Raw genomic sequence first — 22,885 nt, forward strand, 5'->3', positions numbered from 1 at the left:
CGGGCCTGGGGGACCCGGTGGACCGGGCGGCCCCGAGGGACCGCGGCGCTCCCGGCGCGCGAAGACCGCCGGGGCGCAGGGCGGCGGCTTCATGCGGCACCTCCGGTCCCGCGACACGGGCTGGCGGCGCTTCCTGCCGTCCTGGAAGGTCGTGCTGGGCACGACGCTGCTCGGGGGCGCGAGCGTCGCCACGATGATCGGCGTCGCCTACGCCAACACGCCGGTCCCCGAGCAGCCCACGGTCAAGGGCGTCGACGACGAGGCGTCGATCTTCTACTACGCCGACGGCAAGACCGAGATCGGCCGGATCGGCAAGCGCCGCGAGATCATCGACAAGCTCGACCAGATCCCCCCGCACGTGCAGGACGCGGTGCTGGCGGCCGAGAACCGCTCGTTCTGGTCCGACAAGGGCGGCATCTCGATCAAGGGCACGTCACGGGCGGTCTGGCTGAACCTCACCGGCGGACGGGGCGGCGGCTCCACCATCACCCAGCAGCTCGCCAAGAACTACTACTCCAACCCGCTCGACCGGTCCTACGGCCGCAAGGCCAAAGAGATGTTCATCTCGATGAAGCTGGAGGAGGAGAAGAGCAAGCAGGAGATCCTCCGGCTCTACCTGAACACGGTCTCCTTCGGCCGCGACACCTACGGCATCCAGGCCGCCGCGCGCGAGTTCTTCGACAAGAACGTCGGCAAGCTCACGGTCGAGGAGGCCGCCGTCCTGGCGGGCGCCATCCAGGACCCCAACCGTGACATCGCCAAGAAGCAGAACCGCGACTGGGTGACGGGCCGGTACCGGTACGTCCTGAACGGCCTGGTCGAGATGAAGAAGCTCGACAAGGCGCGGGCCGACCAGATGGGCCAGCGGCTGCCGAAGATCCTCACGGTGAACGCGCACAGCCCGGTCTACGCGGGCCAGAAGGGCTACATGCTCATGCGCGCCAAGGAGGAGCTGCGGCGCATGGGTGTCAAGGAGACCGATCTCACCACCAAGGGCCTGCGCGTCTACACCACCTTCGACAAGAAGAAGATGGAACTGGCGAAGGCCGCCGCCGAGCGCGGCGTGCCGCAGATCAACGCCGTCAAGCTCGCCAAGCGGAAGATCCGCGTCGGGCTGGTGTCGGTGAACAACGCCAACGGCGAGGTCGAGGCGTTCTACGGCGGTCCCGACTACCTCAAGTACGCGTTCGACAACGTCTGGAGCGGCAGCGCCCAGGCGGGCTCGGCGATGAAGCCGTACGTGCTGGCCACCGCGCTCAAGCAGGGCTACAGCCTGCGGAGCATGGTCGAGGGCCGGTCCCGCATCCCGCTGAACTTCAACGGCGACGTGGTGCCGGTGGGCACCCCGGGCGCGATCAAGGTGCCGAACGGCCACAGCGCCGGCCCCGCCGTCAACCTCATCGACGCGACCGCCGACTCGACCAACACCGCGTACGTGCAGCTCGGCCTCAAGGTCAAGCTCCAGAACGTCGTCAAGACCGCGACCGACGCGGGCGTCTCCCCGGACATGCTGAAGCCGTTCGCGGCCCAGGCCGGTCTGTCGCTGGGCATCAACAACATCCGCCCGATCGAGCAGGCGGCGGGGTACCAGGCGTTCGCCAACGGCGGCACCTACCACAAGCCGCACGTCATCCGCCGGGTGATGGCGAAGGACAACAAGACGCACTGGAAGAAGTACCGGCACGAGACCCGCAAGGTGTTCGACGCCGGGGTCGCGGCCGACGCCACCTACGCGATGCAGCAGGTCGTCCGGCGCGGCACCGGGACGTCGGCGGCGCTGCCCGACGGCCGCCCCGTCGCCGGGAAGACCGGCACCACCGACCGGAACGTCGCGACCTGGTTCGTCGGCTACATCCCGCAGGTGTCCACCGCGGTGACGATGTACAGCGACAAGGTCGACCCGGTCACCAAGCTCAAGCGCCCCCTGATCCTGGACGGCCACGGCGAGATCGAGGGCGGCAGCGGCCCGGCCAAGATCTGGCGCGCCTACATGGCCGAGGCCACCGACGGCATGGAGATCAAGCAGTTCCCGCCTCCGGTGTTCGGCGGCCGGACCGAGCTGTGGGCCAAGCCGCCCAAGAAGAAGGAGAAGAAGGAAGAGAAGAAGGAGGAGGACAAGGACCGTCCGGAGTGGTGCAACCTGCCCTGGTTGAAGGATCACCCGCGGTGCAAGGGCGAGGGTGGCCAGCCCGACGACCAGAACAAGCCCCCGTGCCAGTCGCCGGTCGCGGACGGTTCCTGTGACCCGAACAAGCCGCCGTCCCGCAAGCCGCCGTTCTGGTGGTGCGCGTCGCACCGCGAGCACCCGTGGTGCCGACCTCGTGGCGGCGGCCAGGATCAGGACGACAACGGACTGATCTTCCCGAACTCGGCCGGCCGGGTGCCCCTCGTCGTCTCCCCGGGACGACCACGGACCTGACCCGAAATCCGCGACGCCCCGCCCGGCCCCGGCCGCGCGGGGCGTCCGCGTTCGCGGGCGGATGGATGTTCCGGCAGATCACAAGCGGGACACTAGGCGACATGAGTGAACGAAGGGTCATGTGAGAGAGTAGGAACGGCATATATCCACTTAACGGGTGTACCGGTTTAAGTCGCGAACATGCCCGGTGATCCGTCACCATCAGTTCTGCGTCTCCCTAGTACCGGAACTCGGTGGCCCCCCACGCCTCGGAGTCAGCAGTACCCTCGGACGACGCACAGCCGTACCCCAGGTGATGAGGACGCGTGAGTTACCCAAGCCAATATGGTCCGGAATACGGAGACGGTCCCAGCCCCCGGGGCCCGCGCCGCCCCGGCGGTCCTGGCGCGCCCCGCACTGGCCGGGGCGCACCAGGTGAGGCGAGGGGCGGCCCGCCCAGACCCGCGCGGGGCGGTGGACGGCAGGCACCGCGTACGACGGGCGGCAGGCCCCAGCCGGGCGCCCGCCGCCGTCCGGCCGCGCCCCCGCCCCCGGTCCCGCAGCGCGGTGAACACCAGGCCCCGCCCGCTCCCCGGCCGGGCGGCCCCGGTCGCCCCGGAGGCCCGGGCGGCCCTGGCGGGCCGCGTCGCCCTGGTGGCGGCGGCCCCGGTGGCGGCGGAGGCGACGGCTTCTGGGACGAGACCGAGAAGCGGCCCCGGCGGAGCCGGGGCGGCAAGGGCGGCGGAGGCGACGGGGACGGCCGCAAGCCCCGCAAGGAGGGCTGGCGCCGCTTCGTCCCGTCGTGGAAGGTGACGGCGGGCGTCGCCGCGGTGATGGTGCTGGCTGCCTGCGTCCTGGTCTTCGTCGGCTACAGCATGACGCCGGTCCCCGATGACAAGGCCGCCCAGGAGGGCGTGCTCTCCCAGGGGTCGGTCATCACCTACAAGAACGGCACGCCGCTCATGCGGATGGGCGCCAAGCGCGAGTTCGTGGCGATCAACAAGGTCCCCCCGCATGTGCAGGACGCGGTGGTGGCGGCCGAGGACCGCGAGTTCTACACGAGCAACCTCGGCGTCTCGCCCAAGGGCATGGCCCGCGCACTCCTCAAGGCGGCGACCGGTGAGAGCGTCGAGGGCGGCTCGACCATCACCCAGCAGCTGGCCCGCAACTACTACAAGGGCCTCAGCCAGGACCGGACGATGAGCCGGAAGTTCAAGGAGATCTTCATCGCGTCCAAGCTCGGCCAGAGCAAGCAAAAAGAGCAGATCCTGGAGATGTACCTGAACACGATCCCGTTCGGCCGCCAGTCGCTCGGGATCCAGATGGCCGCGCGCTCCTACTTCCACAAGACCGTCGACAAGCTCAGCGTCGAAGAGGGCGCGATGCTGGCCGCGTTGATCCAGCAGCCCGGTTACTTCAAGACCCAGGGCGACTCCGAGGCCGTCCAGGCGCTGAAGAACCGCTGGAACTACGTTCTCGACGGCATGGTCAAGATGGGCAAGCTCGACCAGGCCAAGCGGGCGGCGATGAGGTTCCCCAATACCAAGCAGGAGTGGAGCGACGTCAAGGAGGACCCACAGTCCATCTACATCCGCGACCGGGTGATGTTCGAGCTCAACAAGATCGACCCTGAGCTGGCCCGGGCCGTCCTCGCCGGCAGCGGCGGCATCGAGATCCGGACCAGCCTTGACCCCAAGATCATGAAATTCGCGGTCGACGCGATGAAGGAGCAGGGCGTCGGCTCCTGGCCCAAGCACATCGGCACCGGTCTGATCGCGGTCGACTCCTCCAACGGAGAGATCCTGGGGTTCTACGGTGGCAACCCCAAGCGCAACCAGCTGCCCAGTGTGTTCAGCCCCGGCGCGCAGGTGGGTTCGTCGTTCAAGCCGTACGTGCTGGCCGCCGCGCTCAAACAGGGCCACGGCGTCAAGTCGATGATCAGCGGCAAGTCGCCGATGTGCTTCACCGCCTCCGGGGCCGTCCCGGGCAACTGCACCAGTGGCGGCTACCCGGTCCGCAACGACGCGGGCGATCCGCCGTTCAACGTGATCGATCTGGTCAAGGCCACCGAGAAGTCGGTCAACACCTCCTACGTCAAGCTCGGCCTGGAGGTCGGCCTCGACAACGTGGTCAAGACCGCCGAGGCCTTCGGCGTTCCGAACTCCTACATCAAGCCGCACGCCAACATGGCAGGTCTGTCGCTGGGCATCTCCAACATCCCGCCCATCTACCAGGCATCCGGTTACGCGGCGTTCGCCAACGGCGGCACCGCCGTCGATCCGCACCTGATCACCAAGGTGACGCGCAAGGACCCGGTGAGCAAGAAGGTCACCAACGTCCCGCTGCCCTGGAAGAAGGAGCAGGTGCTCAACGCCGAGCAGGCGGCGCAGGCCAACTACGCGATGCGCTCGGTGGTCACCAGCGGTACCGGTACGGCGGCGCGGCTCCCCGACGGCCGTCAGGTCGCGGGTAAGACCGGTACCGCCGAGAAGAACTCCGCCGCCTGGTTCGTGGGCTACATCCCGCAGGTCTCCGCGGCCGTGTCGATGTACAACACGAAGGGCGTCAAGCCCATCTCGGGCATCCCCGGCTTCCCCCAGACGCGCAGCGTCTACGGTGGTACCGTCCCGGCGAAGATCTGGAACAGCTTCATGCAGAAGGTCATCGCCTACAAGCAGTTGGAGCCGAAGCAGTTCGCGCCGCCGACCTTCACGGGCCTGACCAACCACCAGTGGGACGCGCCGCCCCCGCCGAAGCCGACGAAGAAGCCGACGACCCCGTCCGAGACACCTTCGTGCCAGCCGACCGAACCGGGCAGCGGCAACGGCGACGGCAACGGCCAGCAGCCCCCGAACTGCCAGCCCACCGAGCCGCCGGAGGAGCCCACCGAGCCGACGAGTCCGCCGCCCTCGGGTGAGAAGCCGCCGTGCACCAGTCCCGGCGTCCCGGTCGGCTGTGACCCCGACAAGCCGCCGACCGATCCGAACGAGCTCAAGCGGTGGTGCAGGTGGCACCCGGGCCACGCGAGCTGCACGAAGGAACCGGACGGTCCCGAGACCCAGGGCTACCGCCCGCAGAGCCGCCCCTCCGGTGAGGGCGCGTAGCGAACGCGACGGCTAGCAGGCAGGACGCCGAAGGCCGCCCTTCCCCAGTGGGAAGGGCGGCCTTCGGCGTCCGGGAGCGTTCACCCGCGCACGTCGTGCCAGGGCTCGCAGCGGATGTAGTCGATCTTCAGGGCGCCGGCGGCGTCCCGGGTGACGTTCCGCGCCAGGCAGGTCCGGACCCGGAACGTCTTCGTGCACCGGGAGTCGAACCGCGCGGTGTGGTCCTGCCCGAACCTCGTGTACTCGACGCCGTAGTCGCACATCGTGCCGCCGTCGAAGTGCTGGTGCTCGAACAGCGCGTACCCGGCGGTCTTCCGCGTCATCCGCAGGCTCAGCGAGCTGGTGAACTCCCCGCCGGACACGTCGTACACGCCCCTCGCGGAGATCCCCGGGAGGCCGGGCGCGGCCCAGGGGCCCTTCGGCGGGGGCTTGCGCGTCGCGGTTCTGGACGGTTTCGGGCTGGCGGTCCGGGTCGGCTTGGCCTTCGCCGACCCGGCGGGGGACGGGCGGGCGGAGTCGGCCGGGGGTGAGGGCGGCGCCGGGGACGTCGAGGACTGCGGCATCGTCGTGTTCGCGGCGGGGGCGCCGGTGTCCGGCCAGAGGACGAAGCCCGCCGTCACCGCGACCGCCACGCCGACGACCGCGCCCGCCAGCACCCCCGCCAGCGGGACGCTCCTGGGCTGTTTCGGCGGCTGCGTCGCCGCCCCCGCCTGCGCCCACGGCGCCGGCGGCAGCGGTGGCGCGGGGGGCTGGTTGGTGGACGAGGCGGCGAGCCCGGCCCCGATCCCCATCATCTGCGCGGCCGACGGCCGCGGCGGCAGCCCCGGCGCGGCCAGCGTGGGCGCCCTGCCGGTGATCAGCGCCGACAGCAGCTGCTCGGCGGTGGGCCGGGCACGCGGGTCCTTGGCCAGGCACGCCGCGACCAGGTCCCGCAGTGGCGAGGGGAGACCGGTCAGGTCCGGTTCGGCGTGCAGGATCCGGTGCGTCGTCATCGCGTCGGTCCCGAACGGCGGCCGCCCGGTCGCGACGAACACCATCGTCGACGCCCACGCGAACACGTCCACCGCTCCGGTCAGCGGCTCGCCGCGCAGTTGCTCGGGCGCCATGTAGGCGGGCGTGCCGATGATGTCGGTGGCCTCCCCGGCCGTCGTCGCGGTCGCCGTCTCCCGCGCGATCCCGAAGTCGATGACGCGCGGCCCGTCGGGGCCCATGATGACGTTGCCGGGTTTGAAGTCGCGGTGCACGATGCCCGCCTCGTGGATCGCGACCAGCGCGGTGGCGGTGGCGACGGCGATCCGGTCCAGCGACGGGCCCGAACGCGGCCCCTGCCCGCCCACCAGCGCCAGCAGCGACGGGCCCGGCACGTACTCGCTGGCGATGTAGGGCCGCCCGTCCGCGGTGGCGCCGACGTCCAGCACCCGCGCGGTGCAGAACTGGGCGACGGCCTTGGCCGTCGCCGCCTCCCGCTGGAACCGCCGGGCCGCCTCGCCCGGGACCCCGCCGCCGGGGCCGCTGAGCAGCTTGACCGCGACAGGCCCGTGATCGGGAGATTCGCCCAGGTAGACGACGCCCTGGCCGCCCCTGCCGAGGACCCGGCGGATAACGTGGGGGCCTACGCGCTCGGGGTCCCCCGGTCCCAGCGGTTCCCCGACCGTGGGAAGATCCACCCCTGCGGCTCCTCTCGTTGGCACGGCGTCGTCGCCGTTTCCTGGACGTGGTGTCAGTTGATCTCGGTCGACCAAGCATCCGACGAACGGAAATCGAATAGCAAAGTGAAGGCGATCACCGACCGGTTCCGGCCGGGGGACCGCGGGGCGTTGGCGCTGTGGCTCGGGGCGTGGCTCGGCGTCATGTTCGTCGTCGCGGTCGCCCCTCGCGCGCTGCCCGCGCTCTTCGATTCCCGCCCGTATCTTGACAGGTGGGCGCAGTGGGACGCGGTCCGGTTCACCAAGCTGGCCACGTACGGGTATGACGGTCCGCCGTGGGAGAAGTTCGATCCGGGATGGCCCGCGTTCTTCCCCGGTTATCCGCTGGCGCTGCGCGCGGTCGGCGCCCTGGTGGGCGACCTGCGGGCCGCCGGGTTGTTGATCTCCCTGGTCGCGGGCGCGGTCGCGGTGGTGGCGCTGGCCCGGCTCGGGAACGACGCCGAACGCGCGCAGGTGACCGACGCCACATCCGGGGAGGGCGGGGAGCGCGCGCCGTCCGGGCGGCTCGGCACGATGGCGGTCGTCGCGATGCTGGCGGGCCCCGGCGCGGTGTTCCTGTTCGCGGGCTACTCGGAGTCGCTGTTCCTGGCGTTCGCGCTGCCCGCCTGGTTGTGCGCGCGGCGCGGGCAGTGGATGTGGGCGGGGCTGCTGGCGATGCCCGCCTCCGCCGTCCGCATCACCGGCCTGTTCCTGGTGCTGGCGATGCTGGTGGAGTACGCGGTCGGCGCGCACGGACGACGGAGCGGGGGCCTTCGGCCGGCCGGGTGGCTGGTGCTGCCGTTCCTGCCGCTGGCGGCCTACACCTTCTACCAGTGGACGCGGACCGGCGACTGGATGGCGTGGCAGCACGCGCAGGAGGCGGGCTGGGACCGGAAGTTCACGATGCCGTGGGACGCGCTGGACCTGACCTGGCAGGCGGCGTTCGCGGTGGACAACGAGTTCACGCTCGCGTTCCGCATCGAGCTGGCCGCCGCCGCCGTCGGTGTGGCGCTGACGGTGTTCCTGCTGTTGCGGCGGCGGTGGCCGGAGGCGACGTACGTGGGGTTGCAGCTGGTGGCGCTGATGACCTCGTCGTACTACCTGTCGATCGGGCGGGCGACGCTGCTGTGGTGGCCGCTGTGGCTGGCCCTCGGCGGCATGGCGGTGCGCTGGCCGAGGGCCTTCGCGGGACTGGTCGCGGCGGCGCTGCCGTTCGCGGTGCTCCAGCTGCTCACGTTCACCTCGGGGGCCTGGGCGGGCTGACCAGCGCAGCCCGCGGCGCAACTCCCGTCAAGATCTCGTCTCTCCCGAATGGAACACCAGGTGGGAGGGGTAGTTCACCGGTCATGCGGATCACCCCTGTGCTCGCCGCTCTCGCCCTGCTGTCCGGCCTCCTCACACCCGGCGCCGCCCACGCCCGGACGACGCCCGCGCCGCCCGGTGTCCAGGCCCGTTCCGCCCTGCTGGTCGACGACGGGACCAGCGAGATCCTGTGGGGGCGTCGCGCCCGCGAACGCCGCCCCATCGGCAGCCTCGCCAAGGTCATGACCGCCGTCGTCGTCGTCCACGAGGGCGGCCTGAACCGGCGGCTGCGCGTGAAGCCCCAGCACCTGGCCTACGCGCACGCCCGCCACGGCACCGTCGCGCGGCTGCGCCCCGGCGACCGGATCCGCGTCCGCGACCTGCTCCACGCGCTGCTGCTGCCGTCCGGATCCGACGCCGCCGCGGTGCTCGCCGAGGCGTACGGGCCGGGCCACCACCGCTTCGTCCGCAAGATGAACCGCCTCGCGCGCGCGTTCGGCATGACCCGCACCCGCTACTCCGACGCCGCCGGGCTGCCGCCGTCGCCGGGCCACTCCACGGCCCGCGACCAGGTCGTGCTCGGCAGGTACGCGCTGGGCCTCCCCGAACTCCGGCGGATCGTGCGCAAACCCCGGCACGCGCTGCGCGCCGGGGACGGCCACGGCCGTTACGTGTGGCTCACCACCAACGCCATGCTCGGCGACTACCCCGGCCTGCTCGGCGTCAAGAGCGGCTACACCCTCGCCGCCGGGGCCAGCTTCCTGTTCGCGGCCCGCCGCCACGGCCGCACGCTGGTCGGCGTGGTCCTCAACAGCTCCCCGACCGTGCGGGCGGCCCGTTTCCGGGACGCCCGCAAGATCCTGAACTGGGGGTTCCGCCACACCCGCTGAGGTCAGCCCACCCGCGCGCGCAGCGCCTCGACGAACCAGGAGTACGCCGGGGACAGTTCCGGGAACTCCGGCCAGCCGTTGATGACGCCCAGCAGCCTCCAGTACCGCTCGGTGCGCGGGTCGTTGCCGATCTCGCAGCGTTCCAGCAGCTCGGCGCGGAACGCGGGGTCGTCGTCCCGCCCGGCGGCCGCCGCGAACCCGGTGACGACCTCGTCCACCACCGCGGCGGCCTCCGGCGACGCCGGCGCGAGGCCCGCCTCCCGCGCCGCACCGGCCCGCCGCTGGACCAGGTCCATCAGCTCCCCGTTGTGCGACCGCAGCGCCTCGCCGGTGTCGTCGCCGCGCTCCATCTCGGAGTGCTGGTACTCGGCCATCCGCCGCACGCTGGCGCGGAAGCCGGGGTCCTGGACCAGCTCGGCCAGCTCCACCCACGCCTCCACCTGCTCGGGCGTGGGGTCGTCGGGCAGCTCGGGAACGGCCGCGCGCATCCGGTCGGCGAAGCCCGGCGCGGACTCCAGCCCCTCGAACGTCGCGTCCACGAAATCGGTGATCAGCCTGCGGCGCTCCTCGTCGGACAGCTTCGCGAGCCTGTGCATGAGTTCCATCTCCTTCGGACCGGACCGGCGTCTGGCGACCGCCCGCAGCACCGCCCGGCGCAACCGCAGCGCGTCGATCTGCACGTCGATCGCCCGGACGTGCGCGGCGGCCACGTCCGCGAGGTCCACCTCGTGGTCCAGCACCCGTCGCACGGTCGGCAGGTCGACGTCCAGCTCGCGCAGCGTGCGCACCAGGTCGAGGCGGGCCACGGCCGTCACGTCGTACAGCCGGTAGCCGCCCCCGCTGCGGGTCGACGGCGGCACCAGCCCCGCGTCGGAGTAGAACCGGATCGTGCGCACCGGCAGGCCGGTGCGGCGGGCCAGTTCCCCGATCGTGTAGAAGGTGTCGCCGTCCATGTCCCCCACCCTGCGGTCTCCAGTCGGTGGAGACTCAAGCACGAATACTCACGATCATGAAGGGGAGGGATACCCCCAGGTCAACGCGTTCCGATCGGGCGGGCGCGGGGCGCGTGCGAGCATCCGCGCGGGGAGGGGGCGCCGCGATGGCGATGGGCCGGAGAACGGCAGGGGCACTGGCGGCGTGCGTTCTGGCGCCGCTGCTGACGCTGGGACTCGGCGCCTGCGCCGAGCAGCGGTCCGGCACCGCCGGGCCGGTCGTGTCGGCCTCGCCGTCCGCCGGGAGCTCCGCGCCGCGGACCGGCCGGACCGCGACGCCGTCCGAGATCACGGTCGCGGAACTGCCTCCGGAGGCGCGGGAGACGCTGCGGCTGATCGAGGCGGGCGGGCCGTTCCCCTCCCGTAAGGACGGGACCTACTTTCTCAACCGCGAGGGCCTGTTGCCCGCCAGGGAACGCGGCCACTACCGCGAGTACACCGTCCCCACGCCCGGCGAACGCACCCGCGGGGCCCGCCGTATCGTGGCCGGGCGGGACGGGGAACGCTATTACACCGCCGACCACTACCGCAGTTTCTCCCGGGTGGTCGGGGAACGATCGGGCGGCCGGAACCGACCGGAGCCGACCGGAGGGAGGCACGATGACCACTGACCGGGATGCCGAGCGAGCGCTGGACGACCTGCTGGCGGGGCGGCTCAGGACGGGTGTGTACCAGTGGCGCGCCCCTGTCCCGACCGCCTGGGCGACCGTCGGGGAGCCGGACTGGCGGGACCGCGCCGCGAAGGCGGGATGGCGCACGTTCACGGTGGACGCCGGGCGCGTCCGCGACGGGGACGGGTTCCTGAAGCTGTGCGGCGAGGCGTTCGACCTGCCGGAGTGGTACGGCGAGAACTGGGACGCGTTGCAGGACTGCCTCACCGACCTGTCCTGGGCGCCCGCGCGCCACGGCTACCTGGTGCTGTGGGAACGCTGGACCGGGCTCGCCGAGGACGACCGGAAGGCGTTCCGCACCGCGCTCGACGTGTTCGCCGAGGCCGTGGAGTGGTGGCGGGACACCGGGACGCCGATGGTCGTGCTGGTGCTGCCGACACCGGGCGTGGAGGTCGCCGGGATCCCCCGGCTCGCTCCCCGGCCCGCGCCGTCCGAGCCCGCCGCCGACACCGAGCCTGCCGACACCGAGCCCGCCGACGACTCCGGAGACGACTCCGGCCCGGACCGCCGGGGCGATCCGGGCCGGTAGCGGTCGGCGGCGCGTCAGTAGGTGCTGCTGCTGGGGGAGTCGCTCATGCCGATCACCGCCAGGAGGCCGAAGATGTACAGCCCCCAGACCAGGATCGTGAGGAAGCTGAGGATGTAACCGATGATCAGGCCGGCCACGGCCATGCCGCTGCCGCCCTCGCCGGTCCGGCGGATCTGCCCCTGCGCCACATGCCCGAAGATGACCCCCAGGAACGAGGCGAAGCCGCAGGTGAAGAGGCCCGCGATGGAGCAGATCAGGGACGCGACCGCCATGCCGTTGGTGGGCGGCATCACGACCTGCTGCGGAGCGCCGTAGTAGTGGTGCTGCACGGCCGGCTGCTGGTAGGGCTGCTGTCCGTAGGGGTCGTAAGGGGGCTGCGCCATGGGGTTCCCGATCGCTCGCGCGCCCGCCGCCGAACTGTCAGGCGCGCGTGCGCAGGGGGTAGATGGTCCGGATTATGCCAGGAGGTGCGATTCCGCGGTCGTCGTCGCCGGGCTTGGATCGTCCATGGCGTTAGATGCGGAACGGCGGACCCGGGTTCCCGCCGTCGGGGTCCGATCTTCACCCCGCGCCCCCGTCGGATGCGGGCGCGGGCCCGGGATCAGGTGAGGTTCTCGCGGAGCCAGGCGATGTCGGCGGCCTGCCCGTCGCCGGGGGTCTCCACCACGACCGGCGCGGCGGCGGCCCGCACCACCGTGAGGATCAGCTCCGGGTCGATCTTGCCGCTGCCCAGGTTGGCGTGCCGGTCGGCGCCCGACCCGAACGCGTCGCGGCTGTCGTTGCAGTGCACCAGGTCGATCCGCCCGGTGATCGCCTTGATCCGGTCCACGGCGTCGATCAGCTCCTCGCCCGCCGCGTGCGCGTGGCAGGTGTCCAGGCAGAAGCCGAGCTTGCCGTCCAGGCCGTCGACGCCCGACAGCACCTCCCACAGCCGCGCGATCCGGTCGAACCGGCGCGCCATGGCGTTGCCGCCGCCCGCGGTGTTCTCGATGAGGACCGGGACCGGGAAGTCGAGCCGCTCGAAGACCTTGCGCCAGTTCTCGAAGCCCGTCTCGGGGTCGTCGTCCTTCAGCACGTGACCGCCGTGCACGACCAGGCCCTTCGCGCCGATCCCCGCCGCCGCCTCCAGCTGCTGGACCAGCAGCTTGCGGCTGGGGATGCGGATGCGGTTGTTGGAGGTCGCGACGTTGATCACGTACGGGGCGTGCACGTACACGTCCACGTCGCCCGCCGCGACCTCCCGGACCGCGTCGGGGACCACCGGCTTCTTCCAGCCCTGCGGATCGCCGAGGAAGAACTGCACCACCTCGGCGTTCTTCGCGCGGGCGCTGGCCAGCGGGTCGGTCTGGTCGACGTGGGCTCCGATGCGCATGACCCGAGGGTATCCCCGGGCACCGACAGACGGCGGGGCGTTCAGATCGTGAAGCCGCCGTGCCGCAGCGCGAACGCGGCGCCGACGAACGAGGCGACCATGCCGATGACGTTCATCCAGCGCTCGTTGGTGGTCGCCGACATCATCTGCGAGTACAGCGCCAGCGGCAGGCCGACCACGCCCGCGACCGCGCCGAAGAAGTGGGTCGCCGGGACGAAGCCCAGCACCAGCGCCGTCAGACCGATCACCAGCGCGGTGACCGCCATCGCGTCCTCGCGGCCGTGGCGCTCGTCGCGCGCCCGGGCCTGGGCCTGTGCGCGGCGGCCGACCCGCGCGCTCTCGCCTCCGGCTACCTGTTCGGGCATTGGTCATCCCTCCCTGTGACGAGTGTCGCATCCGGTGCGCTCCGGGCCCCGTTCCCGCAGGTGCCCGTGTGACACCGGGGACGGACCGACCGGCCTCGTAGAGAGATTCCCGGGTCAGGCGATGATCAATCGGAGGCGGTACCGCGGAAAAATGTCGGCGCCACCCGGTAACGTCGAACGTGGATTCGAGAACCGGACTTCTCGGGTCCGCCCCCGAGGGGAAGCGGGGAGAGGCTGGAGGTGTTCGTGATGAGGGAGAGCGAGCTGGCGGTCATCGGCGACGCCGAGCTGGTGGAGGAGCTGTCCATGCTCACCACCCAGACGGCCCGGATGCGCGCCCGCATGGCCGACATCATGGCCGAGCTCGAACGGCGCCGCTGCGCCGGCCGGGCCCCGGCGGGTGCCCGCCGCTAGTCCGTTCCGGGCCGTCACGCTGCCGACTCTTGGTAGCCTGTATCGGTCTCGCGGCGATGAGCACGGCCGACATGGGCCCGTTTCCCGCCGCGAAGGACGCAAGAAGCCCTCCTGTCACGGAGAGACCGTGACCGCATCAGTCCAGAGGAGGTAGGGACAAGCATGCGTCGTTACGAAGTCATGGCCATCCTCGACCCGGCCATCGACGAGCGCACCGCCAACGCGGCCCTGGAGCCGTACCTGAAGGTCGTCAAGGACGACGGCGGCAGCGTCGAGAAGGTGGATGTGTGGGGCCGTCGTCGGCTGTCCTACGACATCCAGAAGAAGTCCGAAGGCATCTACGCGGTGATCGACCTGTCGGCTGAGCCCGCCACGGTCAAGGAGCTGGACCGTCAGCTCAACCTGAGCGAGTCGATCCTCCGCACCAAGGTCATCCGCCCCGAGGTCCACTGAGCCAGGCTCAGCCCTCACAGCAGCCGGAGCGAGCCCCATGGCAGGCGACACCGTAATCACGATCGTCGGGAACCTCGTCGAGGACCCGAACCTGCGCTTCACCCCCAGCGGCCAGGCGGTCGCCTCCTTCCGCATCGCCTCGACCCCGCGGTTCTTCGACCGCCAGTCGAACGAGTGGAAGGACGGCGAGGCCCTGTTCCTGACCTGCAACGTCTGGCGGCAGGCGGCCGAGAACGTCGCCGAGTCCCTCCAGCGCGGCATGCGGGTGATCGTGCAGGGACGCCTCAAGCAGCGGTCCTATGAGACCAAGGAAGGCGAGAAGCGCACCGTCTTCGAGGTCGAGGTCGACGAGGTCGGCCCCTCGCTGCGCAGCGCCACGGCCAAGGTCGCCAAGACCCAGCGTCAGGGCGGCGGCGGTTTCGGCGGCGGCGGCTTCGGCGGCGACCAGGGCGGCGGCGGCTTCGGCGGCCAGCAGCAGCAGGGCGGCGGCTTCGGCGGCGCGCCCGCGGGTGCTCCGGCCAACGACCCCTGGGCCACCGGCGGCAACAGCGGCGGCGGCTTCAACGACGACCCGCCGTTCTGACCGCGACCTTTTCACTGTTCACCACGTCCATTCCCGCGTGAGCGGGGCTCTCGCAAAGGAGCACCACGATGGCGAAGCCACCTCCTCGCAAGCCGAAGAAGAAGGTTTGCGTGTTCTGCCAGGAGAAGATCTCCTACGTCGACTACAAGGACACCGGTCTGCTGCGGAAGTTCATCTCCGACCGCGGCAAGATCCGTGCCCGCCGCGTGACCGGCAACTGCACCCAGCACCAGCGCGACGTCGCCACCGCGATCAAGAACGCTCGTGAGATGGCGCTGCTGCCCTACACCAGCACCGCGCGCTGAGGGGAGGACTGACCAACCATGAAGCTCATCCTCACCCAGCAGGTCTCCGGCCTCGGCGAGCCCGGTGACGTCATCGAGGTCAAGGACGGCTACGGCCGCAACTACCTCGTTCCGCGCGGCTTCGCGATCCGCTGGACCCGGGGCGCCGAGTCCCAGGTCGAGTCGATCAAGAAGGCCCGTGCCGCCCGCGAGATCGCCACGGTCGAGTCGGCCAAGGAGATCGCCGACCGGCTCAAGGGTCTGAAGGTCACCCTGAGGACCCGGACCGGCAGCAACGGCCGCCTGTTCGGCGCCGTGACCGCCGCCGACATCGCCGACGCGGTCAAGGCCGCCGACGGCCCCGACCTGGACAAGCGCCGCATCGAGATCGGTAACCCGATCAAGACCGTGGGCGTCCACCGGGTCAGCGTCCGGCTGCACGCCGAGGTCAGCGCCGCCATCGACGTCAACGTCGTGGCCGCCTGATTCCGACGCGTACCAGGCCGGGTCCCCTTTTCCGGGGGCCCGGCCTTCGCGCGTTCCCGGCGCGTTCCGCTTGGTGATCTCTGTTCGTGCGGCTACGTTCCGTAACAAAGATCGCTACGGGGGGTCCGATGCGGGAACGGGAGTACCGGCTGGCGCGCCGTGCCGTGCTCGGCGGAATGCTCGGGTTGGGGCTACAGGCGACGTTGGCGAACAATGAGGCCATGGCGGCGGAACGACCGGAGGGGCCACTGCTGCTCCCCCGGGTGCACACCCGCAGGGAGTGGGGCGCCCGGCCCGCCCGCCGCCGCGCCGAGGTGCTGGACCGCGCCCCGGACCACATCGTGGTCCACCACACGTCCACCCCCAACGTCACGGACTACTCCGTGGACGCGGCCTACGACCTGTCACGGGCCATCCAGCGCTTCCACATGCGCACCCGCGGCTGGAACGACGCCGGCCAGCAGCTCACCATCAGCCGCGGCGGCCACATCATGGAGGGCCGCAACCGCAGCCTCACGGCGATCCTGTCCGGCCGCCACTGCGTCGGCGCCCAGGCCCTCCACCACAACGACCACACCATCGGCATCGAGAACGAGGGCACCTACATGACGGCCGACGTCCCCGGCCGCCTGTGGGAGTCCCTGGTCCACACCTGCGCGTGGCTGTGCGACCGCTACGACCTGGATCCGTACCAGGCCCTGGTGGGCCACCGCGACTATGGCAAGACGGACTGTCCCGGCGACGTCCTGTACTCCCGCCTCCCCGCGTTGCGGGAGGAGGTGGCGGGCCTGCTGAGGTTCCCGTCGCGGAAGTCGGCCCCCCGGATCGACACGGACGACCTGCCCGCGGACCCCGGCGAGGCCATGCCCTCCGGGACGGCGTTCCCCGAGCGCCACGGTCGCTGAACGGCGCCCGCCGGGGTCACTCCCCGGGAGTGGCGTAGCCCTGGCGGCGGCGGTCGATGTCGGGGTCCAGGGCCGCCACCAGGGACCAGATCTCGGCGATGCGTTCCACCAGCTTCTCCGGGGGGAGGTCGGCCAGGCCCTCGGCCGCCAGGTCGTCGATCGCCTGCGCGAGCTGGGCCCACGGCTCACCCTCGGTGGAACACATGTTCGAATAGTAGTGATCGGGGAGGGTGTTGCGCGTGCGGTTGGAGCAGCGCGTCTCATGTGTCCCGACAAGAACGTTCTGTCCCTCGGGTTCCAGGGGCCGGGACCCGCTCGCCCCGACCGGCGCTGATCAGCGGCGGACCGCGCCGGTGACCATCCACGCGCGCCCGCGCGCCCGCCACCCGAGCGTCAGCATCCGCACGCACATCCACAGGCCGATCGCCAGCCACAGACCCGTCAGGCCCGCGTCCGCCCGGTACGCGCCCAGCGCCGCCGGAAGGAACGCCAGCGTCGCCAGCGCCGTCGTCCACGCCAGGTAGAACCCGTCACCGGCCCCGATCAGGATGCCGTCCAGCACGAACACCACCCCCGCCACCGGCTGGAACAGCGCCACCAGCAGCAGCGACCCCGCCAACAGGTCCCGCACCTGCGGATCGGCCGTGAACAGCGCGGGCAGCCACGGCCGCACCGCCAGGATCGCGATCCCGAACACCACGCCGCACACCACGCCCCACCACACCATCCGCCGCGTCACCGCACGCGTCCCCGCCAGGTCCGACGCCCCCAGGAACCGCCCCGTGATCGCCTGCCCGGCGATCGCGATCGCGTCCAGCGCGAACGCCAGCAGCGTCCACACCTGGAACCCCACCTGGTACGCCGCGATCTCCGGATCGCCCATCCGCGCCGCCACCGACGTGCCCACCACCAGCACGATCCGCAACGCCGCCGTCCGCAGCAGCAGCCCCACACCCGCCGTCGCCGCCGTCCGCAGCCCCGCCACGTCCGGCCGCACCCCGGCCCCGTGCTCCCGCGCCGCCCGCAGCACGACCGCCGCGTACACGGCCGCGCTCCCGGTCTGGGCGATCACCGTTCCCCACGCGGACCCGGCGACGCCCCAGCCGAAACCGAGCACGAACACCACGTTCAGCAGCAGGTTCACCCCGAACCCGCCGACCGACACCAGCAGCGGCGTCCGCGTGTCCTGCAACCCGCGCAGCACGCCCGTCCCGGCCAGCACCACCAGCATCCCGGGGATCCCGAACAGGCTGACCCGCAGATAGGTCTCCGCGTACGGCGCGACGCCCGGCGACGCCCCGAACAGGTCCACCATCCACGGCACCAGCGCCCACCCGGCCACGATCAGCACCACGCCGAGCGCGACCGCCAGCCACATCCCGTCGATACCCTGCCGCAGCGCCGCCCGCATGTCCCCGGCCCCCACCTGCCGGGCGACGCCCGCGGTGGTGCCGTACGCGAGGAACACGCACAGGTAGACCAGCGTGCTCAGGATCTGCCCCGCGACCCCCAGCCCCCCCAGCTGGGCCGTGCCGAGATGCCCGATGATCGCCGAGTCCGACAGCAGGAACAGCGGCTCGGCGACCAGCGCCCCGAACGCCGGGACCGCCAGCCGCCAGATCTCCCGGTCATGGGGGGACGCACGGAACCTCACAGGCGGCACGCTACCAAGCTGTAATCGATATGAACAGTTTGACGCTTACGTTGGGAACGTGACGCGAATCGCCCGACTTTCTTTCCCACACACCCCGTGGACGAAGTTCTCGCACTTCAACGGTAGTCTGTGCCGGCACTCGCCGCGGTAATCCCCAGGGTTGTCCACAGCTCGTGCACAACCGGAACGGCGTGTCTGCACAGCGCCTCCACATGCTCATCCACAGGGCTCTTTGCGTTGGGCCCCAGTAATGTCAGACCCTTCCGGTAGACGTGGGATGAACGTACGGCGTCGTGGCGGACGGGGCCGCCGGTGCCGCAGCCGATGGGGGGTGTGCCAGATGAGCGTGACCGATCTCGGAACACATGAGCAGGAGTTCGAACGCACCCCGCCGCACGACATCGCGGCCGAACAGGGCGTGCTCGGCGGCATGCTCCTGTCCCAGGACGCCATCGCCGAGGCCATCGAGATCCTCCGCACCGCCGACTTCTACCGCCCCGCCCACCAGATCATCTGGGACATCGTCCTCGACCTGTACGGCCGCGGCGAACCCGCCGACGCCGTCACCGTCGCCGGCGAGCTCACCAAGCGCGGCGAGATCACCCGCATCGGCGGCGCCCCCTACCTGCACACCCTGATCTCCTCGGTCCCCACCGCCGCCAACGCCGGCTACTACGCCAAGATCGTCCGCGAGCGCTCCGTCCTCCGCAAACTCGTCGAGACCGGCACCCGCATCGTCCAGATGGGCTACGCCGCCGACGGCTCCGACGCCGACGACATCCTCGACCGCGCCCAGGCCGAGATCTTCGCCATCGCCGAGAAGCGCTCGGGCGAGGACTACCTGCCGCTCAGCGAGATCATGCCCGGCGCCCTCGACGAGATCGAGACCATCGGCTCCCGCGGCGGCCAGATGACCGGCGTCCCCACCGGCTTCGCCGACCTCGACGCCCTGACCAACGGCCTCCACCCCGGCCAGATGATCGTCGTCGCTGCTCGGCCCGCGATGGGAAAGGCGATCCGAATTGATACGCCTATTCCGACTCCTCATGGTTGGACCACTATGGGCGATATCAAGGTCGGCGACCTCGTCATCGGCGCGGACGGCAGACCTACCCGCGTGGTGGCCACCACCGAGGTCATGCATAACCGTCCCTGCTACGAGGTCGAGTTCTCCGATGGCGAGGTGATCGTCGCCGACGCCCAGCACCAGTGGCGCACCACGACCCGCGCGAGCCGCCGCCAGGTCGGCGCGCGCAAGCCGTCGTACTACTGGCCGAACGAGGCGATCAACCGCGTTCGCTGGGCGACGGCCGAGGCCAACGACGACCCGCACCGCCTCCTCACGCACCGCGAGGCGATGGCCGAAGTCGGCGCGGAGTTCAGGGACGCTCTCTACGCGGTTACCCGTCAGCTGGGTCACCAGGGCAAGGCCGACAAGACCCTGTCCAAGCGCCAGCCGCGCTACGCGGCCGCAGACCTCTACCGCAACCTGCTGGGTCGGGTGATCCGCCCCAAGAACTTCGCGACCACGGTTCAGCACCGTCCCGTCAAGACGACCGAAGAGATCTACGCGACCCTGCGCTGCGACGGTGACAACCGTCCCAACCACGCCGTCGAGGTGACCAGGCCGTTCCAGCTCCCGGAAGCGGACCTCCCGATCGACCCCTATCTCCTGGGCGTGTGGTTGGGCGACGGAGACAGCCGAGAGGGCGTGCTGACCTGCTTCGACGAGGAGATCCTCGACGAGATCAGGTCCATCGGACAGGTCACCGTCTCGCCCCACGCGACACCGGGACGCTATGGGCTCCGCGGTCTCAGAAAGCTCCTCCGGGAGTCGGGACTCCTCGGGAACAAGTACATCCCCGCCGCGTACCTGCGCGCCTCCGAGAAGCAGCGGCGGGCGCTGCTGGCCGGGATGCTGGACACCGACGGCTATGTCTCCGAGATCGGGCAGGTCCAGCTCGCGTTCGCCAACAAGCGGCTCGCCGAGGACGCGCACGAGCTGATCCTCAGCCTGGGCTACCGGGCGACGATGACGACCAAGCCGGTGAAGGGGCGTTGCGAGGAGACCTCGACCTTCTACCGGATCAACTTCACGCCGGCCGAGCCGGTGTTCCGCCTTCCCCGCAAGCTGGAGCGGCAGCGCAGGAACGTGGACCCGAAGGCCCGCGTCCGCTACATCGTGGACGTGCGGCCGGTCGAGAGCGTGCCGGTGCGCTGCATCCAGGTGGACAACGCCGACCACATGTACCTGGTGGGCCGTTCGTGCATCCCGACGCACAACTCCACGCTCGCGCTCGACTTCGCGCGGGCGGCGTCGATCAAGCATGGGCTGACCTCGGCGTTCTTCAGCCTGGAGATGGGGCGCAACGAGATCACCATGCGTCTGCTGTCGGCCGAGGCGCGGGTGGCGCTGCACGCGATGCGGTCGGGCACGATGCAGGACGAGGACTGGACGCGGCTGGCCCGCCGGATGAGCGAGGTCGCCGAGGCCCCGCTGTTCATCGACGACTCGCCGAACATGTCGATGATGGAGATCCGCGCGAAGTGCCGCCGCCTGAAACAGCAGCACGACCTGCGCCTGGTCGTGATCGACTATCTCCAGCTGATGAGCTCGGGCAAGCGCGCCGAGAGCCGCCAGGTGGAGGTCTCTGAGTTCTCCCGGTCGCTGAAGCTGCTGGCGAAGGAGCTCCAGGTCCCGGTCATCGCGCTCTCCCAGCTGAACCGAGGCCCCGAACAGCGGACGGACAAGAAGCCCATGGTGTCCGACCTTCGCGAATCGGGCTGTGTGACCGCCGGGACGCGAATCATGCGAGCGGACACCAACGAGGAGATCACGATCGGCGAGCTGATCGAGAGCGGCGCCCGTGACGTTCCGGTATGGGCGCTCGACGATCGGCTCAAGTACGTGCCGAGGACGATGACGCACGCGTTCTCCAGCGGGTGCAAGGAGGTTTTCCGGGTCACCCTGGCGTCGGGCAGGCAGGTCGAGGCGACCGCCAACCACCCGTTCCTGACCTATTCGGGCTGGTCTCCGCTCGGGGAGCTGGAGCCAGGGACACGGGTGGCGTCGTCCCGCCATGTGCCACCGCCGTTGGAGATCAAGCCCTGGCCCGAGGAACGCGTCATCCTGCTGGCGCACCTCCTCGGTGACGGTTCCTTCGTGAAGCGTCAGCCGATCCGTTATGCGAGCAAGGACGAGGCGTGCCTGTCGGCGGTGGCCGAGGCCGCCGAGCACTTCGGCGTCACGGCCGTCCGGGACGAGTACGAGGCGGCGCGGGTCACCACGCTCCGACTGCCCGCTCCTTACCGGCTGACCCACGGTCGCCGAAACCCGATCGCCGAGTGGCTCGACGAGCTCGGTCTCTTCGGGCTGCGTTCGCACGAGAAGTTCGTGCCCGGTCCCGTCTTCGGCCTGCCCAAGGAGCAGGTGGCGCTCTTCCTGCGCCACCTGTGGGCCACCGACGGCTGCGTGTACTGGGACGCCAAGCAGGGGCAGTGCCGCGTCTACTACGCCTCGACCAGCCGCCGCCTTGTCGAGGACGTGTCGCGGCTGCTGTTGAGGTTCGGGATCCTGTCGCGCATCAAGAAGATCAACAAGACGGGTTACCGGCCGGGCTACCAGCTTCACCTGTCCGGCGTGGAGAACCAGCTAGCGTTCTTCGAGGCCGTTCAAGTGCACGGCGCACGTGGCGTGATCGCGGCCGCCGCCGTGGAGAAGCTGCGTGACCTGCGCGCGAACACCAATCTCGACACCGTTCCTCGCGAGGTCTGGAACGACGTCCGTCAGATCCTCGTCGACAAGGGAATGACGCAGCGCGGGTTCGCGGAAGCGATGGGCACCAGCTTCTCTGGTAGCGCGATGTGGAAACGCTCGCCGAGCCGGGCCCGTCTCGGACGGGTGGCGACGGTGCTGGACAGCGCCGAACTGGAGATGCTCGCCACCAATGACGTTTTCTGGGACGAGATCGTCTCGGTGGAGAGCATCGGCGAGCAGGAGGTCTACGACGCGACGGTGCTCGGACTGCACAACTTCGTCGCGAACGGCATCGCCCTGCACAACTCGATCGAGCAGGACGCGGACATGGTCATCCTGTTGCACCGTGAGGACGCGTACGAGAAGGAGTCGCCGCGGGCCGGTGAGGCGGACCTGATCGTGGCCAAGCACCGTAACGGTCCGACCGCGACGGTCACCGTGGCGTTCCAGGGCCACTACAGCCGTTTCGTGGACATGGCGCAGTAGGCGCGTCTTCGGCTTCTCTCGCGAGGGTCCTTCCCGGTCGGCGGCCGGGGAGGGCTCTCCTCGTGTAGAGGTCATGGTGGTCGCCGGGGAGGCTGCCGGGCGGGACGCGTTCGGGGTCGGCGAACGGCGCGTCGCGCACGTCGGCGAGGGCCGTGCCCCGCCACAGGCCGAGGGCCGCGCCGAGCACCGAGGAGGCCTGCTCGGCGCGGCCCGCCGCGAGTTCGCGCCCGCCCTGGGCGGCGAGCTCCTCGAACCGGTGGGCGTCGACGTCGGTGTCGCGCACCGACAGCCGGTAGCCGCCGCCCGCGCCCTCGACCGTGCCCGCGCCGCGCAGGGCCCTGCGCAGCCGGGACACCAGGGCCTGGAGCGCGTTGGCCGCGTCCGCCGGTGGCTCCTCGTCCCACAGGCCGTCCACGAGTGCGTCGGCGGGGACCGGACGGCCGCCCTCCAGGGCGAGCCTGGCCAGCAGCATCCGCAGCCGGGCGCCGCCGACCGGGAGCGGGGAGGCGTCGTCGGCGAAGACCTGAACCGGTCCGAGAAGGGCGATCCGCACGC

Annotated in this window: 21 protein-coding genes; 13 read left to right on the forward strand and 8 right to left on the reverse strand. The window is 70.8% G+C overall.

The window, feature by feature from the left end; genetic code table 11:
- Both AKI01S_RS22055 and AKI01S_RS22060 read left to right on the forward strand, forming a co-directional pair.
- Window positions 1–2,419 (forward strand): transglycosylase domain-containing protein (locus AKI01S_RS22055; protein WP_218009770.1); only part of this gene is annotated, 2,419 nt, incomplete at its 5' end.
- A 788-nt stretch (window positions 2,420–3,207) separates the two neighbouring features.
- On the forward strand, window positions 3,208–5,502 hold the full coding sequence (locus AKI01S_RS22060; protein ID WP_084000039.1) for a transglycosylase domain-containing protein: 2,295 nt from the start codon (window positions 3,208–3,210) through the stop codon (window positions 5,500–5,502).
- A gap of 80 nt (window positions 5,503–5,582) precedes the next feature.
- On the opposite strand, the gene AKI01S_RS52650 is transcribed toward AKI01S_RS22060, so the two are convergent.
- Window positions 5,583–7,169 (reverse strand): serine/threonine protein kinase, encoded by a 1,587-nt coding sequence (locus tag AKI01S_RS52650; RefSeq protein ID WP_067821077.1) that lies wholly within the window; start codon window positions 7,167–7,169, stop codon window positions 5,583–5,585.
- Between the two features lie 105 nt (window positions 7,170–7,274).
- Here AKI01S_RS52650 and AKI01S_RS22070 point away from each other — a divergent pair, with 105 nt between their 5' ends.
- A complete protein-coding gene (locus AKI01S_RS22070; protein ID WP_067821080.1) occupies window positions 7,275–8,450 on the forward strand; it encodes a putative hexosyltransferase in 1,176 nt (391 codons plus the stop codon).
- Between the two features lie 83 nt (window positions 8,451–8,533).
- Window positions 8,534–9,379, forward strand: a complete 846-nt coding sequence (locus tag AKI01S_RS22075; protein WP_067821085.1) for a D-alanyl-D-alanine carboxypeptidase family protein — start codon at window positions 8,534–8,536, stop codon at window positions 9,377–9,379.
- 2 nt (window positions 9,380–9,381) lie between these two features.
- Here AKI01S_RS22075 and AKI01S_RS22080 read toward each other — a convergent pair whose 3' ends face one another.
- The gene (locus AKI01S_RS22080; RefSeq protein ID WP_067821088.1) at window positions 9,382–10,332 is read right to left on the reverse strand and encodes a MerR family transcriptional regulator; all 951 of its coding nucleotides are present in this window, start codon (window positions 10,330–10,332) and stop codon (window positions 9,382–9,384) included.
- A gap of 146 nt (window positions 10,333–10,478) precedes the next feature.
- On the opposite strand from AKI01S_RS22080, the gene AKI01S_RS49360 reads away from it, so the two are divergent.
- A complete protein-coding gene (locus tag AKI01S_RS49360; RefSeq protein ID WP_245681727.1) occupies window positions 10,479–10,982 on the forward strand; it encodes a guanyl-specific ribonuclease in 504 nt (167 codons plus the stop codon).
- The gene (locus AKI01S_RS22090; protein WP_067821091.1) at window positions 10,972–11,571 is read left to right on the forward strand and encodes a barstar family protein; all 600 of its coding nucleotides are present in this window, start codon (window positions 10,972–10,974) and stop codon (window positions 11,569–11,571) included. Before AKI01S_RS49360 ends, AKI01S_RS22090 begins: the two co-directional genes overlap by 11 nt.
- A gap of 14 nt (window positions 11,572–11,585) precedes the next feature.
- Here the strand turns inward: AKI01S_RS22090 and AKI01S_RS22095 are convergent, their stop codons facing one another.
- The 3 genes from AKI01S_RS22095 to AKI01S_RS22105 all read right to left on the reverse strand — a co-directional run bounded on the left by AKI01S_RS22095 (window position 11,586) and on the right by AKI01S_RS22105 (window position 13,308).
- Complete coding sequence (locus AKI01S_RS22095; RefSeq protein ID WP_067821094.1) at window positions 11,586–11,954, reverse strand: DUF4190 domain-containing protein; 369 nt, start codon at window positions 11,952–11,954, stop codon at window positions 11,586–11,588.
- A 218-nt stretch (window positions 11,955–12,172) separates the two neighbouring features.
- A complete protein-coding gene (locus tag AKI01S_RS22100; RefSeq protein WP_067821097.1) occupies window positions 12,173–12,943 on the reverse strand; it encodes a deoxyribonuclease IV in 771 nt (256 codons plus the stop codon).
- Between the two features lie 41 nt (window positions 12,944–12,984).
- Entirely contained in the window at window positions 12,985–13,308 is a 324-nt protein-coding gene (locus tag AKI01S_RS22105) for a hypothetical protein (RefSeq protein ID WP_067821100.1), read from the reverse strand.
- A 249-nt stretch (window positions 13,309–13,557) separates the two neighbouring features.
- Here AKI01S_RS22105 and AKI01S_RS51775 point away from each other — a divergent pair, with 249 nt between their 5' ends.
- The 6 genes from AKI01S_RS51775 to AKI01S_RS22130 all read left to right on the forward strand — a co-directional run bounded on the left by AKI01S_RS51775 (window position 13,558) and on the right by AKI01S_RS22130 (window position 16,433).
- A complete protein-coding gene (locus AKI01S_RS51775; RefSeq protein WP_169813995.1) occupies window positions 13,558–13,722 on the forward strand; it encodes a hypothetical protein in 165 nt (54 codons plus the stop codon).
- 162 nt (window positions 13,723–13,884) lie between these two features.
- Window positions 13,885–14,175, forward strand: a complete 291-nt coding sequence (gene rpsF / locus AKI01S_RS22110) for a 30S ribosomal protein S6 (RefSeq protein ID WP_067821103.1) — start codon at window positions 13,885–13,887, stop codon at window positions 14,173–14,175.
- A gap of 37 nt (window positions 14,176–14,212) precedes the next feature.
- Window positions 14,213–14,758, forward strand: coding sequence for a single-stranded DNA-binding protein (locus AKI01S_RS22115; protein ID WP_067821106.1), 546 nt, complete (start codon window positions 14,213–14,215; stop codon window positions 14,756–14,758).
- A gap of 68 nt (window positions 14,759–14,826) precedes the next feature.
- Window positions 14,827–15,063: a 30S ribosomal protein S18 gene (rpsR, locus tag AKI01S_RS22120; RefSeq protein ID WP_019631633.1), complete on the forward strand. Its 237-nt coding sequence runs from the start codon at window positions 14,827–14,829 to the stop codon at window positions 15,061–15,063.
- Between the two features lie 18 nt (window positions 15,064–15,081).
- Window positions 15,082–15,528 (forward strand): 50S ribosomal protein L9, encoded by a 447-nt coding sequence (rplI, locus tag AKI01S_RS22125; protein WP_067821109.1) that lies wholly within the window; start codon window positions 15,082–15,084, stop codon window positions 15,526–15,528.
- Window positions 15,529–15,749: 221 nt separating this feature from the next.
- Window positions 15,750–16,433 carry a peptidoglycan recognition protein family protein gene (locus tag AKI01S_RS22130; protein ID WP_067821112.1) on the forward strand — a complete coding sequence of 228 codons (684 nt, stop codon included), beginning with the start codon at window positions 15,750–15,752 and terminating at the stop codon, window positions 16,431–16,433.
- A 16-nt stretch (window positions 16,434–16,449) separates the two neighbouring features.
- On the opposite strand, the gene AKI01S_RS22135 is transcribed toward AKI01S_RS22130, so the two are convergent.
- Complete coding sequence (locus tag AKI01S_RS22135) at window positions 16,450–16,638, reverse strand: hypothetical protein (protein ID WP_067821115.1); 189 nt, start codon at window positions 16,636–16,638, stop codon at window positions 16,450–16,452.
- Window positions 16,639–16,767: 129 nt separating this feature from the next.
- Window positions 16,768–18,087: an MATE family efflux transporter gene (locus tag AKI01S_RS22140; RefSeq protein WP_245681728.1), complete on the reverse strand. Its 1,320-nt coding sequence runs from the start codon at window positions 18,085–18,087 to the stop codon at window positions 16,768–16,770.
- A 340-nt stretch (window positions 18,088–18,427) separates the two neighbouring features.
- Here AKI01S_RS22140 and AKI01S_RS49365 point away from each other — a divergent pair, with 340 nt between their 5' ends.
- On the forward strand, window positions 18,428–22,330 hold the full coding sequence (locus AKI01S_RS49365; RefSeq protein WP_084000042.1) for a replicative DNA helicase: 3,903 nt from the start codon (window positions 18,428–18,430) through the stop codon (window positions 22,328–22,330).
- Here AKI01S_RS49365 and AKI01S_RS22150 read toward each other — a convergent pair.
- Window positions 22,278–22,883, reverse strand: coding sequence for an AfsR/SARP family transcriptional regulator (locus AKI01S_RS22150; RefSeq protein WP_067821120.1), 606 nt, complete (start codon window positions 22,881–22,883; stop codon window positions 22,278–22,280). The genes AKI01S_RS49365 and AKI01S_RS22150 overlap by 53 nt on opposite strands.
- Between the last annotated feature and the right edge of the window lie 2 nt (window positions 22,884–22,885).

It is taken from the genome of Actinomadura kijaniata NBRC 14229, assembly GCF_001552175.1.
GTDB lineage: Bacteria > Actinomycetota > Actinomycetes > Streptosporangiales > Streptosporangiaceae > Spirillospora > Spirillospora kijaniata.